Consider the following 15,649-nt stretch of genomic DNA (forward strand, 5'->3'; position numbering starts at 1 on the left):
TATAGAGCTTGTAGTGGACGAGCGCGAGCTGCGATGCATTGGTACACCTATCTGGCATATTTTTTCGGCGGAGCATTCCTCGCCAACGCACTCCCGCACGTTGTCAACGGAGTGTCCGGACGCGCCTTCCAAACTCCCTTTGCGAAGCCACCTGGTAAAGGCTTGTCCTCGCCAACGGTCAACGTGCTATGGGGCTTTTTCAATCTCCAGCTCGCGTGGCTGCTCATCTTTCGGGCGGGCAGTTTTGATCTGCACAACGTTCAACACGCGCTTCCGTTCGGCGCCGGCGTGCTGATGATGCTCGTGGCGTCAGCCCGAATATTTGGGCCTTTTCATGGAGGCCGATGAGACGCCGAAGCCTCAATACACGCCCCCAAGTCCGCTCTTTCATCCTGCTTGCACTGCTTTTTTCCAGCAGTTTCTTCGCAATTTCCCAAGTAACGGACAACTACCACATCGTCCAAGCCTACCCGCACGACCAGCACGCCTTTACCCAGGGTCTCGTATACGTCGACGGCCACCTCTTCGAGAGCACCGGCATCAAGGGCCAATCCACGCTGCGCGAAGTGGACCTCGAAACCGGCCGCATCGAGCGCATGCAACTGGTTTCCGACCAATACTTCGCTGAAGGCCTCACCGACTGGAAGAATACCCTGATCCAACTCACTTGGCAGGCCCACATCGCCTTCGTTTACGATCGCGCCACCTACCGCCTTCTGCGTACCTTTCACTACCAGGGCGAAGGCTGGGGCCTGACCCACGATGCCAGATCGCTCATCCTCAGCGACGGCACAGCGACCCTCCGCTTCTTCAATCCCGAGACATTCAAGGAAGTCCGCCGCATCACAGTCACGGATCGCGGCAAGCCCGTCACCCAGCTCAACGAACTCGAATACATCCATGGCGAAATCTACGCCAATATCTGGCATGCCAACCGCATCGCGCGCATCTCGCCGACGACGGGCCGCGTGGTCGGTTGGATCGATCTCAAAGGCCTGATGCCCCGCGATCAGCTCTCCAGCGATGAAGCTGTCCTCAACGGAATCGCCTACGACGCCGCCCACAACCGCCTTTTCGTCACCGGCAAGCTCTGGCCAAAGATCTTCGAGATCGCCCTCGTTCCTGAAAAAGCAAAACTCGTTCCCGTCCGGCACGCCAAATAGCCAATTCGGACCCGGTCTGCATGTCTGTCAGAAATCACAGAAAGCCGTCAGAACTCCCCGGTATACTTTCCGGCGAGGTAACAGCTTCGCATGGACCTCTTGTCGGTTCCAACCATTCTGCAGAACGCAGCCATTCTCACCGTCATATTGGCGCTGAGCGGCTATCTTCTCACAACATTCAGCACCCACATGCTGGCGCGCAGGCATGACATGCTCGATCTGATCAACAAGCGCCTCAATGAGTTCTACGGCCCGCTCTATGTCGCCTCCGAAGCCGGCAACATCGCCTACCGCTCCCTGCTCAAGCGCCAGGGCAAGGAGAAGAGCGATCCCATTCTCGACTCCGAGATGAAGGACTGGACGCTCTGGATGACCACCATCTTCATGCCGTTGAACGATATTCGCGAACGGGTCATCATCGAAAAGGCGCACTTGATCATCGAGGAGCGCATGCCGCAGTGCCTGCTCGATTTCGTCACCCACGTAGTGGGCTACAAGGCCGTACTGGCCCGCTGGGCTGAGGGGGACTACTCCGAGCGCCGCTCCACCATTGGCTGGCCGCCGGAGTTTGATATCTACGTAAGGCGTTCTTATGCCGCGTTGAAAGCCGAGCAAACGCGGCTGATGCAAAGCATGGGGTGGCGTGCCTGGCAGCGCATTTTCGGAAAGAACAATTCACACTGAGGGATCGGCCGCTACTGGCTGCAGTGCAGTACCCTCGACAGCCTTTGGAAGTTCGCCCCGCCGCCCCCAGAAATACACCGCCGTCGCGCCAATCGTGAGCGCCAGCCCGCACCCGAACTCGGTTGTGAAGTAAAGAGCGCGCCCCGCCGGCGCAGTGATCCGATCGAGAATCGCCTGGATAAAAAGATTGTGGCTGGCGTGCAGCATCGCACATGGCCACAAGCTCCCCGATTTCAACCGAAGCCAGCCCATAATGAACGCCATTGCCACAACCATCGTGGTGAAGCACGCCAGCGCATACTTTGGATTTGTGCCGGCGTTATAGTCCGCCCAAAGCAGCCCCGGATAATGCCACGCCGCCCAGATTAGTCCGCTGAAAACGCAGCCGATCGAGAATCCAAACCGGTCTGTGAGCCGGGGCAGCAGAAATCCGCGCCACCCGATTTCCTCGCCCAGTGCATTCGCCAGGCTGCCGATCACGCCCAACGTTGCCAGCAGCGGAATCATCAGACCGAACGCCGCAAGATGCGGCGAGGAAGGCAAGCTCAGCATCTCGGCCGCTCCTTTCTCGAACCCTCCAGGAGCGAGAGAGCCGCGCACGGCGATCCAGACGACAACATAGACCGGTATCGCATAGAGCAACGGCAGCAGATATCCAAGTGCCTCAAAGCGCACCGGCCAATTCCAGCCCAGCGTCCGCGTATCGATTCCCAATAGTGCGCAAGTCGAAAACGCCGCCGCAGCCGGACACCACATCACCAGTCGCACAACAAGTCCACCCCCTGCTCCAATGTGATGCGCATGGATCATCAGAAAATAGGGAAGGGAACTGAACAAAAACACCAGGCAAAGAAACGTCAGTATCTGTTTGGCCAGCGGTTTCATCCCGCCATGCTACGGCACAATGCTTCGAATGGCACCATCTTTGTCGCGAAAAAGATAGAGCCCAGATTTCTCTGGGCTCTGTCCTTGCGAAACTCTGATCTACGAACTCTGAACTGCGGACTAGTACCTGTAGAACTCGGGCTTGTACGGCCCTTCGACTGGCACCCCGATGTAGTCAGCCTGCTTCTTCGAGAGCGTCGTTAACTTCACGCCAATCTTTTCCAGATGCAGCCGTGCTACTTCCTCGTCCAGCTTCTTCGGCAGCGTATACACGTTCACCTTGTAGCTGCCCTTGTTCTTCCAGAGGTCAAGCTGCGCCAGCGTCTGGTTGGCGAAGCTGTTCGACATTACGAAGCTCGGGTGTCCCGTCGCGCAGCCCAGGTTCACCAGTCGACCCTCGGCCAGCATGAAGACTTCGTGCCCGTCGGGAAAGCGGTACTTGTCCACCTGTGGCTTGATGTTCAGCTTATCGACGCCTTTTTCTGCATTGAGAAGATCGACTTGGATCTCGTTGTCGAAGTGCCCGATGTTGCACACAATGGCCTGGTCCTTCATCTTCTTCATGTGGTCCAGGGTGATGATATCCACGTTGCCCGTGCAGGTGACGTAGATGTCGCCGCGTCCCAGCGTGTCTTCAATCGTGGTGACTTCGAAGCCTTCCATCGCCGCCTGTAGCGCATTGATCGGGTCCACTTCGGTCACAATCACGCGTGCTCCCATGCCGCGCAGCGAATGCGAGCAGCCCTTGCCGACATCGCCATAGCCGCAAACCACCGCAACCTTGCCCGCCACCATCACGTCGGTCGCGCGCTTGATTCCGTCGGCGAGCGATTCACGGCAGCCATAGAGGTTGTCGAACTTGCTCTTCGTCACCGAATCGTTCACGTTGATCGCCGGAACCAGCAGCTTGCCCTTCTCCATCATTTGATAAAGCCGGTGCACGCCCGTGGTCGTCTCTTCAGAAACGCCGCGCCACTCCTTCACCACCTTGTGCCAGTGCTGCTTGTCTTCGGCGTAAACCTTCTTCAGCAGGTCCTTGATCACTTGCTCTTCGTGATTACCTGAAGGTGTATCGACCCACTTGTCGCCGTTCTCAAGTTCATAGCCCTTGTGAATCAGCAGCGTCACGTCGCCGCCGTCATCCACCACCATCTCCGGCCCCTTGCCGCCCTTGTGGCTCAGCGCCTTGTAGGTGCAGTCCCAGTAATCCTCGAGGCTCTCGCCCTTCCACGCGAACACCGGAACGCCGCTCGCCGCGATCGCCGCCGCCGCGTGATCCTGCGTCGAAAAAATGTTGCAACTCGCCCAGCGAACTTCCGCGCCGAGCGAAACGAGTGTCTCAATCAGCACCGCTGTTTGAATGGTCATGTGCAGCGAGCCGGTGATCCTGACACCCTTCAGCGGCTTTTCCGCCGAGTACTTGTTGCGAATCGCCATCAGGCCCGGCATCTCGTGTTCGGCAATTGAAATTTCCTTGCGGCCCCAGTCGGCCAGCGCAAGATCGGCCACTTTGTATTCGGTCATCTCTAAAGTTGAAGACAGGGTTGAGGAAGCCATTCAGTTCTCCTTATATCGACGCATCGTGATATATTGATGTGTACCAGAAACCCATGGCCACGTCAATTGTGAAAATCCTCCGCGTTGTAGCCGACCCCAACCGGCTCCGCATTCTATTGCTCTTAAAAGCCGAGGAGCTTTCCGTTGCGGAGTTGCAGGAAATCCTGGTCATGGGCCAGAGCACCATCTCCACCCACTTGTCTCAACTCAAGCAAGCTGGCCTGGTTGAAGACCGCCGCACGGGCAAAAGCAGCCTCTATCGCCTGACCACCGGCAATGGAAACGACGTGCTGGCTGACCTGCTCACCCGTGCGGAGCGCGAAATTCCTGAAGCCGTCCACGACCGCGCTACCGCCCGCCGCGTCGTCAAGAAGCGCCAGGACAAGATGCGCGCCTTCTTCGACAGCGTTGCCGGCCGTCTCGGCAAAGACTACGTTCCCGGCAAATCGTGGAAGAGCCTCGCTGAAGCCCTGCTCCGCCTGATGCCTCCGATGGTCATCGCCGACCTCGGCGCTGGCGATGGAAGCTTCTCGCTTCTTCTCGCGCAAAACGCCGCCAAGGTCATCGCCGTAGATTCCTCCGCGAAAATGATCGAATTTGCCCGTGAGCAGGCGCGCCGCCATCACGTGAAGAACATCGACTACCGTTTAGGTGACATGGAGGAACTGCCCATCGAAGATGAAGCCATTGATCTCGTCTTCTTCTCGCAGTCGCTGCATCATGCGCTTCATCCCCAGCACGCTATCGCGGAGGCTGCCCGCATTCTGCGTCCCGGCGGCCGCATCGCCATCCTCGATCTCGCAAAGCATCGCTTCGAAGAGGCGCGCGAAATGTACGCTGACGAGTGGCTCGGCTTCAGCGAGGCGGAACTCGAATCGATGCTGCATCGCGCCGGATTCGCAAAGATTCAAACTTCCGTGGTGCAAAAAGAATCCGAGCCGCCACACTTCCAGACCATGCTCGCCGTTGCGCACAAACCCTGAAGGGTAGGTGCTGAGAACCAGGCGACACGCTGCTGACTCATCGCGCCGGCGTCAGCCCATGCCTCCGCATCACCTCGCCAATCTCTGCCGGGTTCGGCGGACCTCCCGCTGGGGCCTTCACTACCGCCGCAATTTCGCGAAAATATTCTGGGCCGAGAATACCCGGTGTCAAAACTGCCAGGCATGTTGCCGTTTCCGGATGAAGGTTATCAAAGCGGTGAATCGCTCCGCGCGGGATGCACAATATCTCACCGGGATGAATCTCTTCGCGCTGTTCATCTACCGTAAAAGTCATCACACCATGAAGGCCGTAAATTGTCTCCTCATAGGCATCATGAGAGTGCGCAACTGGAACCTTGCCTCCAGCGGCCACGTCGAACTCAAACATCGCCAACGCGCCGCCCGAGTCTTTACCCTCAAGCAGAAATCGTATGGCCAATTGCCCAATTCTGATTTCTTCCGTCGCTTTGCTCATTGTTCGAACCTCTTCCTCATGCACTTTGGGCATTTGTTGCTGTTACAGTCCGACACATCTCGGTTCTCGAGGGGCGTCACAAGGTTGTAACGGGTGCGAGACACGATACCATTCCATCCAATATCTGGGTCAAACGGCATGACTGTGAAACAAGATCTTCGGACCACCATCAAAGTCCAGGAAACGGCTCGGCCCCCGCGCCTTACCCACACTCAGCGCACCGCGATCCTCAAGGCACTGTCTGATCCCAAGCGCTTCGAACTGCTCGAAAAGATCGCCCGCGCCCAATGTCCACTGACCTGCTCAATGGCCGGCGACGCTCTCGCCATATCTGCGGCCACGCTCTCCCATCACATCAAAGAGCTGCAGACCAGTGGGCTTATCAACGTCCGCAGGGAAGGTAAGTTCGCTTACCTCACCATCAAGCCCGGAGTTCTTGAGGCGCTTGCTGCTTACCTCCAATCCCTCAGCCCCTCGTCTTGCCCCACCCGCTGAAACCTTCGCAAAAGAAATTTTCACAATCATCCTGAATCCTTCTGCTTGCCCGTTAATCAATTCGATAGTTGTCGAAACGTCAAAATGATGACGCGAAGGCAGGAGCAGAGATCATGAGCAAACTTCAGGGCAAGATCGCATTGGTAACTGGAGCATCGAAGGGCATCGGCGCGGCCATCGCGCTCGAGCTTGCAGCGCAAGGCGCAGCGGTAGCCGTCAACTACTCCGGCAGCAAAGCCGGCGCGGAGAAGGTTGTCAACGAAATCAAGCAGGCGGGCGGCAAGGCCATCGCGGTGCAGGCAAATATAGCCAATCCCGACACAATCGGACCGCTGATCGAAACCGTGACAAAGCAGCTCGGCCCCATCAGCATCCTCGTCAACAATGCAGGCGTCTATGACTTCGTGCCTATCGAAGCCGTCACCCCGGAGCACTTCCACAAACAGTTCAACGTCAACGTTCTGGGACTGCTTTTGACCACGCAGGCGGCGCTCAAGAACTTCGATCCGAAGGGCGGCAGCATCATTAACATTGGATCGGTAGCAGCCGGTGGCGTACCCACCGCGGCGGTTTACAGCGCCACCAAGGGCGCAGTGGACTCAGCCACCTTCGCTCTCGCGCAGGAGTTGGGACCGCGCAAGATTCGCGTCAACTCGCTCAACCCCGGCATGGTTGAAACCGAAGGCGTGCACGCCGCCGGATTCATCGGATCCGATTTTCATCAGAAGGTGATTGCCGAAACGCCGCTTGGCCGCATCGGTCAGCCCGGCGACATTGCCACCATCGCCGCTTTTCTGGCGTCTGACGATGCGGTCTGGGTAAACGGCCAGGCCATTCAAGCCGCCGGCGGCAACCGCCTGTAATCAGCATCGATCAGCGCTTCGCTGGGCACCCAGGTCTCGACTTTGAGACCTGGGAACGCTGTATCGATCACCAGGAAAGAGGGTGCCGCAATTATGGCGCAGTTTCATCGCGTCATGGGCGGGTTTGCAAAAATCCTGGTACCCGTGTTTAGTCGGCGATGCCGCGCTCCGCGTCCAGAATTGCCTTCTTCCGCTCCACTCCCCAGCGATATCCGGTCAACGACCCGCTTGCCCCCACAACGCGATGGCACGGCACCACAAGCGCCACGCGATTCATCGCGCATGCCCGTGCGACAGCCCGTGTTGCATTCGGTTCACCCATCTCCCGCGCAACCTCGCTGTAGCTCCGTGTCTCCCCCCGCGGAATCTGCCGAAGTGCCTGCCACACCCGCAGTTGAAATACCGTACCCCGCAGGTCAAGTGCTCCGGGCAGACCGCGTCCCTCAGAAAGATCTGATCCGTCGCGTACGCTCGCGAGCGCAGCGTCCACCAGCCGCGAGAGCGACGGATCGTGCCGCAGCTCGGCAGCAGGGAACTCCGCGCGCAGATCTTCTTCGGCTTCTGCCGCTGTACCCGCCAGCGACAGCCAGCACAGGCCGCGCTCTGTCGCGCCCACAACAATTCGTCCAAAAGGAGAAGGTCCGGAGGCCCAGCCTATTTGCTCGCCTTCCCCACCCTTGGCAAAACGCGCAGGTGTCATTCCCAACTGTGCTCCTTCATACGCCCTGCTCGACGAACCAAACCCGGCCTCGTAGATCGCGTCGGTCACGCGGCCGTTCTGCTTCAATGCCCCGCGCAGTCTTCCCGCACGCAACGACCGTTGATACTGGAGCGGGCTCACACCCATCTTCTGCTTGAACACGCGCTGCACCGTGAACGGGCTCATGCCCGCGATGCGTCCCAGTTCCGCGAGCGACACAGCACGATCGAGATTGGCCTCTATACGAGCACGAATCTGATCCAAAGGATCACGGCGCGGAGCGCTCGGGCGGCATCGCTTGCAGGGCCGGAATCCTGCAGCCTGCGCCGCCGCCGTGGTCTCGAAAAAACGCACATTCGAGCGTAGAGGCCGACGGCTCTTGCAGTCGGGCCTGCAGAAAACTCCGGTCGTTGCCACTGCGTAGAAAAACCGCGCGCTGCCGTCGCGCTCACAAAGCTGCTGCCACGCTTGGTTGTCGTCGAATGCTTTCCCTGCCTGATCCACAGTTGCGAATTGAACTTTGTTCTTCATGGATTCATCGTCGCCGAAGTTCGATTTCCGTACACTCCGATTCTTGCGCGCAATTCAATTAATGCAGTTCAAAGTCGAGAGTCGAAGTTCAGAGTTGAAAAGCAGGTGCTGGCCGTCAAGGGATATCAACTACGAACTAAGAACTACGAACTAAGAGCCGCTCCCGCGGCTCATCAGCGCCGCTTCCGCCCGCAGCAGATCCTCCTCCGTATCCACGCCAATCGTGTCCGCCGGCGCGCCAGCCACATAGATATCGATTCCCGCCTCCAGCAGCCGCAACTGCTCCAGCTTCTCTACAGATTCGAGCCACCCCGGCGGCAGCTCTGCAAATTTTTCCAGCGCCGCCTTCCGATACGCGTAAATCCCCAGATGCTTGCGGTATCCAGCAAATCCTCCCTGGTCCCGATTGTACGGAATCGTCGCTCGCGAAAAATACAGCGCCTTGCCATCCAGTGCTGTTACCACCTTCACTGCATTCGGGTTCTGGATATCGATCGCCGGGCAGCGCACCGCCAGGGTCGCAACCTGCACCTCGGGCCGGTGAAACAAATCGATGAGCGGCGCAAAGAACTCCGGTGTCAGCGTCGGCTCATCGCCTTGGATGTTGACGTAGATGTCCGCTTCGATCTGCCGCGCCACCTCGCGCACGCGGTCCGACCCGCTGGCGCAGCTGGGAGATGTCATCGCCACCGGGACCCCCCGGGCCAGGCACACTTCGGCCACCTCGTCGGAGTCCGTTGCCACTACTACGGGGTCCATCAGCCCGCTGCCGGCCGCCGCGCGCCATACCCACTCCACCATCGCCCGGCCGGCCAGCTCGCGCAGCACTTTGCGGGGCAGACGGGTCGACCCAAGCCGCGCCGGAATCACCCCCATGATCCGTAACTTGCTCATGCACGCGAGTCTACAAGAACCGCGCCGTTTCCATCCCCTTGTCGCTCAAGCACCCGCACCTTCGAAAGCCGAAAGTCCATTGGCGCCGATGGCACAGCCGCCCATGCAATGGTTTGACCTTAAATTCAACCGCCCGTATCATCTAGAGTGGAGCAGCCAACCGGCTGCAAGTCCCTCCCGGCGGGGTAGCTCAGATGGTTAGAGCGACGGATTCATAACCCGTAGGTCGGCAGTTCGATCCTGCCTCCCGCCACCAAAACCCACTACATTGTGCGATCTGGCGAGTTTGTTCCGGCCACGGCACGTTGTGGCGTTTCGCAGAAGAAGGGAAGCAATGGCAACCCGCGACATCGACCAGCAACTCCACCTCACTGACCGCTTTTCCCGCGCCATTGACTACGCTCGTCATCTCCATATCGAACGTCGCAAAGCTACCCGCATTCCCTACATGGCCCATTTGCTCGGCGTGGCGTCGCTGGTGATGGGCGAAGCCGGCCAGGTGCCGTTCCCAGTAACCGAGGACATGGTCATCGCGGCCTTGCTGCATGATGCAGCCGAGGATCACGGCGGCCAGACCCGCATCGCAGACATCCGCTGCAACTTCGGACCGGAAGTCGCCCGCATGATTGAAGGCCTCTCCGACACCTTTACCGAAGACCCCTGCGAGAAGGAGGACTGGGATTATCGCAAGAAGACGTACCTTGAGCGCCTCCCTCAGGAATCGCCCGAAACCCATCTCATCTCCGCGGCGGACAAGCTGTACAACGCGCGCACCATCCTTGACGAATTCCGTGCCGTTGGGCCCAAGGTATGGGACCGTTTCCATCGCAGCCGTGACAAGCAGCTCTGGTACTTCAATGAGCTGCTAAAGGTCTTCAAATCAGCGGGAACCAACCGTATCGTCGAGGAACTCGATCGCGTTGTAGCCGAGCTGGTGCGTATTTCCAGGTAGACAGCATCTCGTTAACCGATCGACGTTTTTGGGGTTTCGCCTATGCCCGCAACCGGCGCTTGAACCCTTCAGTACCACCCGTCCGCTCCTTGCCCGGCATTTCTCTTCACCCTTGCGGTATCATTGCGTCTAAAGAGTTGTGGCCTGCTTCCCCTCAGAGGCCCTACCGGTGGTGTGTGTGTCCCGATTCTTCCAGAGACTGACCTTCGTTCTAGCTGCAACCATCTTTGCCGCCCTCGGCCTCGGCTTCGCGCTGGGCGAGTTTGGCATGTTCGGCGTCCATGCTGGAGGCGAGCAGGACGGCGCCTACCGCCAGATGCACGTCTATGCCGAGGTCCTCAAGAGAATCCAGAGCGACTACGTTACCGATCCCAACATTAACACTGTGACCACGGGCGCTTTGCACGGCCTGCTGGAATCGCTCGACGCCGACTCCAGTTACCTCACGCCCACCGAATACAAGATTTACAAGAACCGGCCCACCACCGGCGTCGCACAGATCGGTCTCATCGTTTCCAAACGCTACGGCTACGCCACCATCGTGAGCGTGATTCCCGGCTCACCCGCTGATCGCGAACATCTCGCGGACGGCGACGTCATTGAATCTATCGGCGACACATCCACGCGCGAACTTTCGCTGGCGGTGATCCGCCTCATGCTCGAAGGAAAAACCGGCAGCACTCTATCGCTCTCGGTGGTCCGTCCGCGCAAGCCGGATCCGGACAAAATCACGTTGACGCGCACCGTCGTTTCCCCACCCGCGCTCAGCGAGCAGCAGTATGAAAACTCCAGCATTCTCTACCTCAAGCCTGGCGAGCTTACTGCGGCCCGCGTGGATGAGCTTGCCGCCAAGATCAAAGCCGCCGGCAAGACGCGCAAGATTCTTCTCGATCTTCGCGATGTCTCGGAGGGCGACGCGGACCAGGGGATTCGTGTAGCCAACTTCTTCATCAACCAGGGAACTCTGGCTGTGCTTGAGGGCCAGAAGTTCCCGCGCCAAACCTTCAGCGCCGACCCTTCGAAATTCCTGACCAGTGCGCCTGTTGCGGTGCTCGTCAACCGCGGAACCTATGGCGCGGCCGAACTCGCCGCAGATGCCGTCGAAGATGCAAAGCGTGGCGACGTTGTGGGCGAACGTACCTTCGGCGAGGGCTCGGTACAGAAGACGATTGAAATGCCTGACGGTTCGGCTCTCTTGCTCACGGTGGCCAAGTACGAAGGCCCCGACGGCAAAAAGATTCAGGATGAAGCAGTTGCCCCGACGGTCATCGTCAGCCAGAACACCGACGACGATATCGATGCCGACAACCCACAGCCAAAACAGGGCGACGAAATATTGAACAAGGCGCTTGCACTTCTCAAGGCTAAGAACAGCTAAGTCGGCAATCTCGGCTAAAAGCAGCTAAATCGGAAACGCAATTTTCAGTTTTGGATGGCCTGGTTCGTGGGCATTCGCCGGAGCCTGCAATCAATCTTCAAGCATGCTAGCCTTAAGGTGAGGCATCCCCGTTCGACGTCAAGGCGGTCGAAGCGAGAGGAATGCCGACGAGGCTCCTGTTGGCTGCCCCTCCTGCACATTCGGTTGAATCGCGCGGCCTTGGCCGCAGCCATCGACTGCGCCCCGAACCAGTTCCGCCTCCGCTCTTTCGCCGTCGCAAGGTCGCCGGTAAGACGGCCTTCGTCATTCTCCTGCTCCTGGCAGTCGTAACCGGCTCACTTGCCGGATTGATGCTGGTCTTCTCTGTCAATTTGCCCCAGATCAACGACCTCGAGCGCTACCGGCCGTCGACCATGACGGACCTCTACGACACCAAGGGCCGCATCATCGGTTCGTTTGCACTCGAGAAGAGAATCGTCGTCAACTACGACGACTTCGCCCCGATCCTTCGCCAGGCCGTCATTTCCATCGAAGACAAGAACTTCGAATCTCATTGGGGCATCAACGTGCTGCGCATCGCCGGTGCTGCCCTGCACGATATCCGCTCCCACGGGCGCGCACAGGGAGCCTCCACACTCACCATGCAGCTGGCGCGCAATCTCTTCCTCTCCGCCGACCGTACCGCCACGCGCAAAATTCAGGAAGCGTATCTCGCTATCCAGATCGAACGCGCTTTCACCAAGGAGCAAATCTTCACCCTCTACGGCAACCAGATTTACCTTGGCAGCGGCATGTACGGCTTCGAAGCCGCATCGGAGTATTACTTCAGCAAGCATGCCAAGGATCTGAATCTTACCGAGGCGGCGCTGCTTGCCGGATTGCCTAAGGGCCCGGTTGCCTATTCTCCGCTTATCAATCCTGAGAAAGCGCTGCGACGCCGCAATCTCGTCCTCAGCGAGATGGAGTCCGACGGCGTCATCACGCACGTGCAGGCTGAGAAGGCGCGTCTCGCACCACTGGGCCTTCACATCAATCAGCCGGAGATGTCGGTCGCTCCCTGGTTTCAGGAAGAAGTTCGCCGCGAACTTGAAAAGAAATTCGGCGCCGAACAGGTACACGAAGCCGGCCTGCGCGTCGACACCACGCTCGATCTCGACCTTCAGAGAGCCGCGAACAAGTCGCTCAACGACGGACTCGCCGCCTACGAGCGCCGTCACGGCTGGAAGGGCAAGCTTGAAAACGTGCTCGCCGCCGGCGACTCGCTTGAGGACTACAAACATCCCGACTGGGCAACCGCATGGCATGCCGGCGACTATGTGCATGCGCTCGTCATGCAGGCGCAGCCGCTGCAGATTCGTGCGCGTATCGGCCCCAACGAGATCCTGCTGCTTCCCCAGGACTGGGCATGGACCGGCCAGCGCTATGGCGATACCCTCGTTAAGCCCGGCGACGTGATCTATGTGCACCTTACCGACACCAATGAAGGAGGCGAACAGCGTGCCACGCTCGAGCAGGATTCCGGCGCGCAGGGAGCCGTCTTCGCCATGGACAACACCACAGGCGACGTTCTCGCCATGGTGGGCGGCCGCGACTACGCGCTCTCTGAATACAATCGCGCCACGCAAGCCGAACGACAAACTGGTTCCAGCTTCAAGCCCTATGTTTACACCACTGCGATCGAAGAGGGAGCCAAGGCCGATGACATCATCGTCGACGCCCCCGTCAGTTTCGGCAGCTACGCGCCACACGACTATGAGAACGACTTCAAGGGCGCAATGACGTTGACCAACGCCTTCGCCGAGTCGCGCAATGTTCCGGCGGTCAAACTCGCTGCCCGCGTCGGCATTCGCAAGGTCATCGACATGGCGCATCGCTTCGGCGTCACGTCCGACATTCCGCCCTATCTGCCCATCGCGCTCGGCGCAGCCGGCGTCACGTTGCAGGAGCAGGTCACGTCGTACTCTGTCTTCCCCAACGACGGCATCCGCGTGAAGCCGCGCCTCATCCGCAAAGTTACCAACGCCGACGGCATCACCCTCTGGCAGGAAGCGCCAACGGTAGACGAGATCATCAGCCAGCAGACTGCGCGCACCATGATGACAATGTTCCGCGCCGTCACAGCGCACGGAACAGGCGCGCAGGTTGCCCAGATGAATCACCCTCTCGGGGGCAAAACTGGAACGACAAGCGACTTCACTGACGCATGGTTCCTGGGCTTCTCGCCCTCCGTCACATGCGGCGTCTGGGTCGGCTATGACAGCCGCCAGTCTCTTGGCGAAAAAGAAACCGGCGCCCGCGCCGCTCTGCCGATCTGGATGAACATCATGAAAGTTGCCATCGCCGGTAAAGACGACGAACAATTCCCCGGCGACACCGAACAGCCGACTTTGGAACAGGCCAAAGCCGCGCAGCCGCCAAGTGCAAATCCTCCCCAGTCTCCTGCGGCCCATCCTTCCCCGGCCTATTCGCCAAGGCCACAGATTCCCCCGCCGGCGCAGAAGATCACCGCACCGCAAGTTGCGAAGCCGGTTCAGACAGGGTTGGCCAAAGCACCTCAACTCCGCTGAACTAGATGATGGGCTGTCATCCTGACGCTGAACGTGGAGAAGCGGAAGGATCTGTGGTTGCTTTTCTCAAACTTCCCCATCGGCGGTTATTCGCTCGGAATCGAAAATTCCGTGCAGAAAGGCTCAATGAGTGCCGCGGCTATTTGTGCCAATGGCTTGGAGAAGTCCTTGTTTCACGGGCCCAATCAACCTCAAGCGATTAGCGACCTGCCAAACGCAATCCACCCCTGCGTCTGCGTGACGTAGAGGGCCACGTGAAATGCGCCGACAAAAAGCAAAGCGCCCCACGCAAAAGCAGGATGTAGACGACGATGCCAAATCGTATCGACCCCCACAGAGATCAATACGAAAACGTCTAGACCAATCATGATGCGCAGATTGAGTTCTGCTTCAGTAGCTCCGGTCATGAAGCTGATCGGTAGCCGCGCGAGCGCATCTGGCAGCATGCAAGCGATGGTTAGCAGCATCAGCCGCTTATGATTGCCTGGGCGACGGCGGTGCCAGATTGCAAGAGCGACGAAACCCGCAAAAAACATCATCTGAAGCAAGTCCAGACTCGTAATGGTGATTTGACTCGCAGCAAACGCCGTGTGACCGCGTACTTCGCGTGCCGCAGCGTGCAAAGTCGTAATTGACCCGAGAAGCACAACCAGCGCGGCCCAAAAGGCACCAAATACACCGAGCCGTCGATGCCACTGGACACGATGAGCGGCAATTAGGCTGGTTTGAGCAACGAGCAGTACGACCCATCCGGTCATCACTACGCCGTGAATAAGTAACAGCGCTGACAAAGGAGGGGTATCGAAGAGCCGCTTTAGGTAGAACGTACGCGCGAATGTCCAGAAAACCAGCGCAAGGAAGATGAGACTGGCACCCAAGTACAGAAATCGGTCGAAGCGACGTTCCGATCCAACGGAGGTGTACATCGTTCATCCCCTTTATGTGCGGCGCGGTTTAGGATGTCATAATAACGATGTGCACCCTTGCCGCTCAACTAATCTCGATCTTGGATGAATCGTTCCCACCTGCAAGGCGCTCATCGTGAAAGAGCGGCGGTTTTTCAGAAATCCGGTCGCATCGTGGCCAACTCAGCAGTTTCTAATCTTGCCAGCCCCTGTTCTCAGGTTGACATCCGACCCAAGGCGGCGCATACTCATGTCGTATGCCGACCCAAGAGAACAACGACGACCGCATCGCCCTCCTCCAGGGCACCCTCGACCTCCTGATCCTTAAAACCCTCATCCTCGGCCCGTGCCACGGCCAGGGCGTCGCGCGCTCCATCCAGCGCCAGTCTGAAGAGGTTTTGTTCGTCGATCACGGCTCCCTCTACCTCGCCCTGCAACGCCTCGAAGACAAAAAGCTCATCCAGGCCAAATGGGGCACCAGCGAAAACAATCGCAAGGCTCGCTTTTATTCCCTCACCGCAAAGGGTCGCGCAGAGCTGACCGAAAAAGCTTCGCAGTGGAAACGCCTCACCCGAGCGATGGACTTGATACTCGAACCTCAGGGCGAGGAGGCATAA

Annotated in this window: 16 protein-coding genes and 1 tRNA gene; 11 read left to right on the plus strand and 6 right to left on the minus strand. The window is 58.7% G+C overall.

The genetic code is table 11. From position 1 onward, the window contains the following. The first annotated feature begins 33 nt into the window (after positions 1-33). The 3 genes from WCA10_RS09855 (at position 34) to WCA10_RS09865 (ending at position 1,847) form a co-directional block, all read left to right on the plus strand. Positions 34-348, plus strand: coding sequence for a hypothetical protein (locus WCA10_RS09855; protein ID WP_472822338.1), 315 nt, complete (start codon positions 34-36; stop codon positions 346-348). After that, a complete protein-coding gene (locus tag WCA10_RS09860) occupies positions 345-1,163 on the plus strand; it encodes a glutaminyl-peptide cyclotransferase (RefSeq protein ID WP_472822339.1) in 819 nt (272 codons plus the stop codon). The genes WCA10_RS09855 and WCA10_RS09860 overlap by 4 nt, the downstream gene beginning before the upstream one ends. Positions 1,164-1,253: 90 nt before the next feature. Beyond that, on the plus strand, positions 1,254-1,847 hold the full coding sequence (locus WCA10_RS09865) for a hypothetical protein (protein ID WP_472822340.1): 594 nt from the start codon (positions 1,254-1,256) through the stop codon (positions 1,845-1,847). Here the strand turns inward: WCA10_RS09865 and WCA10_RS09870 are convergent. After that, positions 1,839-2,732: a CPBP family intramembrane glutamic endopeptidase gene (locus tag WCA10_RS09870; protein ID WP_472822341.1), complete on the minus strand. Its 894-nt coding sequence runs from the start codon at positions 2,730-2,732 to the stop codon at positions 1,839-1,841. The genes WCA10_RS09865 and WCA10_RS09870 overlap by 9 nt on opposite strands. 120 nt (positions 2,733-2,852) lie before the next feature. Continuing rightward, on the minus strand, positions 2,853-4,289 hold the full coding sequence (gene ahcY, locus WCA10_RS09875) for an adenosylhomocysteinase (RefSeq protein ID WP_472822342.1): 1,437 nt from the start codon (positions 4,287-4,289) through the stop codon (positions 2,853-2,855). A gap of 53 nt (positions 4,290-4,342) precedes the next feature. On the opposite strand from ahcY, the gene WCA10_RS09880 reads away from it, so the two are divergent. Then, positions 4,343-5,272 carry an ArsR/SmtB family transcription factor gene (locus tag WCA10_RS09880; protein WP_472822343.1) on the plus strand — a complete coding sequence of 310 codons (930 nt, stop codon included), beginning with the start codon at positions 4,343-4,345 and terminating at the stop codon, positions 5,270-5,272. Positions 5,273-5,309: 37 nt separating this feature from the next. On the opposite strand, the gene WCA10_RS09885 is transcribed toward WCA10_RS09880, so the two are convergent. Further along, positions 5,310-5,747 carry a cupin domain-containing protein gene (locus WCA10_RS09885; protein WP_472822344.1) on the minus strand — a complete coding sequence of 146 codons (438 nt, stop codon included), beginning with the start codon at positions 5,745-5,747 and terminating at the stop codon, positions 5,310-5,312. A 138-nt stretch (positions 5,748-5,885) separates the two neighbouring features. Between WCA10_RS09885 and WCA10_RS09890 the strand changes: the two genes are divergently transcribed. After that, positions 5,886-6,242, plus strand: coding sequence for an ArsR/SmtB family transcription factor (locus WCA10_RS09890; protein ID WP_472822345.1), 357 nt, complete (start codon positions 5,886-5,888; stop codon positions 6,240-6,242). Positions 6,243-6,355: 113 nt separating this feature from the next. Then, a complete protein-coding gene (locus WCA10_RS09895; RefSeq protein WP_472822346.1) occupies positions 6,356-7,105 on the plus strand; it encodes an SDR family NAD(P)-dependent oxidoreductase in 750 nt (249 codons plus the stop codon). Between the two features lie 148 nt (positions 7,106-7,253). On the opposite strand, the gene WCA10_RS09900 is transcribed toward WCA10_RS09895, so the two are convergent. Next, on the minus strand, positions 7,254-8,336 hold the full coding sequence (locus WCA10_RS09900; protein WP_472822347.1) for a bifunctional transcriptional activator/DNA repair enzyme AdaA: 1,083 nt from the start codon (positions 8,334-8,336) through the stop codon (positions 7,254-7,256). Positions 8,337-8,486: 150 nt separating this feature from the next. Continuing rightward, positions 8,487-9,230 (minus strand): 3-deoxy-manno-octulosonate cytidylyltransferase, encoded by a 744-nt coding sequence (kdsB, locus tag WCA10_RS09905; protein WP_472822348.1) that lies wholly within the window; start codon positions 9,228-9,230, stop codon positions 8,487-8,489. Positions 9,231-9,409: 179 nt separating this feature from the next. Here kdsB and WCA10_RS09910 point away from each other — a divergent pair. From WCA10_RS09910 to WCA10_RS09925, 4 genes are all read left to right on the plus strand, one after another. Next, positions 9,410-9,486: transfer RNA gene (locus tag WCA10_RS09910), tRNA-Met, on the plus strand. A 78-nt stretch (positions 9,487-9,564) separates the two neighbouring features. Then, positions 9,565-10,182: an HD domain-containing protein gene (locus WCA10_RS09915; RefSeq protein ID WP_472822349.1), complete on the plus strand. Its 618-nt coding sequence runs from the start codon at positions 9,565-9,567 to the stop codon at positions 10,180-10,182. Between the two features lie 178 nt (positions 10,183-10,360). Further along, the gene (locus WCA10_RS09920) at positions 10,361-11,560 is read left to right on the plus strand and encodes a S41 family peptidase (RefSeq protein ID WP_472822350.1); all 1,200 of its coding nucleotides are present in this window, start codon (positions 10,361-10,363) and stop codon (positions 11,558-11,560) included. A 161-nt stretch (positions 11,561-11,721) separates the two neighbouring features. Further along, on the plus strand, positions 11,722-14,127 hold the full coding sequence (locus WCA10_RS09925) for a penicillin-binding protein 1A (protein WP_472822351.1): 2,406 nt from the start codon (positions 11,722-11,724) through the stop codon (positions 14,125-14,127). Between the two features lie 191 nt (positions 14,128-14,318). On the opposite strand, the gene WCA10_RS09930 is transcribed toward WCA10_RS09925, so the two are convergent. Continuing rightward, positions 14,319-15,053 (minus strand): hypothetical protein, encoded by a 735-nt coding sequence (locus WCA10_RS09930; protein ID WP_472822352.1) that lies wholly within the window; start codon positions 15,051-15,053, stop codon positions 14,319-14,321. A gap of 236 nt (positions 15,054-15,289) precedes the next feature. Between WCA10_RS09930 and WCA10_RS09935 the strand changes: the two genes are divergently transcribed. Then, complete coding sequence (locus tag WCA10_RS09935) at positions 15,290-15,649, plus strand: PadR family transcriptional regulator (protein ID WP_472822353.1); 360 nt, start codon at positions 15,290-15,292, stop codon at positions 15,647-15,649.

The sequence above is a fragment of the Occallatibacter sp. genome, assembly GCF_049582745.1.
In the GTDB taxonomy this organism is placed as follows: domain Bacteria; phylum Acidobacteriota; class Terriglobia; order Terriglobales; family Acidobacteriaceae; genus Telmatobacter.

What these genes read in the sequence shown, in the direction of transcription:
- WCA10_RS09855 (WP_472822338.1), top strand. Translation starts at nt 34, where the DNA reads ATGCATTGGTACACCTATCTGGCATATTTTTTCGGCGGAGCATTCCTC.
- WCA10_RS09860 (WP_472822339.1), top strand. Translation starts at nt 345, where the DNA reads ATGAGACGCCGAAGCCTCAATACACGCCCCCAAGTCCGCTCTTTCATC.
- WCA10_RS09865 (WP_472822340.1), top strand. Translation starts at nt 1,254, where the DNA reads ATGGACCTCTTGTCGGTTCCAACCATTCTGCAGAACGCAGCCATTCTC.
- WCA10_RS09870 (WP_472822341.1), bottom strand. Translation starts at nt 2,732, where the DNA reads ATGAAACCGCTGGCCAAACAGATACTGACGTTTCTTTGCCTGGTGTTT.
- ahcY (WP_472822342.1), bottom strand. Translation starts at nt 4,289, where the DNA reads ATGGCTTCCTCAACCCTGTCTTCAACTTTAGAGATGACCGAATACAAA.
- WCA10_RS09880 (WP_472822343.1), top strand. Translation starts at nt 4,343, where the DNA reads ATGGCCACGTCAATTGTGAAAATCCTCCGCGTTGTAGCCGACCCCAAC.
- WCA10_RS09885 (WP_472822344.1), bottom strand. Translation starts at nt 5,747, where the DNA reads ATGAGCAAAGCGACGGAAGAAATCAGAATTGGGCAATTGGCCATACGA.
- WCA10_RS09890 (WP_472822345.1), top strand. Translation starts at nt 5,886, where the DNA reads ATGACTGTGAAACAAGATCTTCGGACCACCATCAAAGTCCAGGAAACG.
- WCA10_RS09895 (WP_472822346.1), top strand. Translation starts at nt 6,356, where the DNA reads ATGAGCAAACTTCAGGGCAAGATCGCATTGGTAACTGGAGCATCGAAG.
- WCA10_RS09900 (WP_472822347.1), bottom strand. Translation starts at nt 8,336, where the DNA reads ATGAAGAACAAAGTTCAATTCGCAACTGTGGATCAGGCAGGGAAAGCA.
- kdsB (WP_472822348.1), bottom strand. Translation starts at nt 9,230, where the DNA reads ATGAGCAAGTTACGGATCATGGGGGTGATTCCGGCGCGGCTTGGGTCG.
- WCA10_RS09915 (WP_472822349.1), top strand. Translation starts at nt 9,565, where the DNA reads ATGGCAACCCGCGACATCGACCAGCAACTCCACCTCACTGACCGCTTT.
- WCA10_RS09925 (WP_472822351.1), top strand. Translation starts at nt 11,722, where the DNA reads ATGCCGACGAGGCTCCTGTTGGCTGCCCCTCCTGCACATTCGGTTGAA.
- WCA10_RS09930 (WP_472822352.1), bottom strand. Translation starts at nt 15,053, where the DNA reads ATGTACACCTCCGTTGGATCGGAACGTCGCTTCGACCGATTTCTGTAC.
- WCA10_RS09935 (WP_472822353.1), top strand. Translation starts at nt 15,290, where the DNA reads ATGCCGACCCAAGAGAACAACGACGACCGCATCGCCCTCCTCCAGGGC.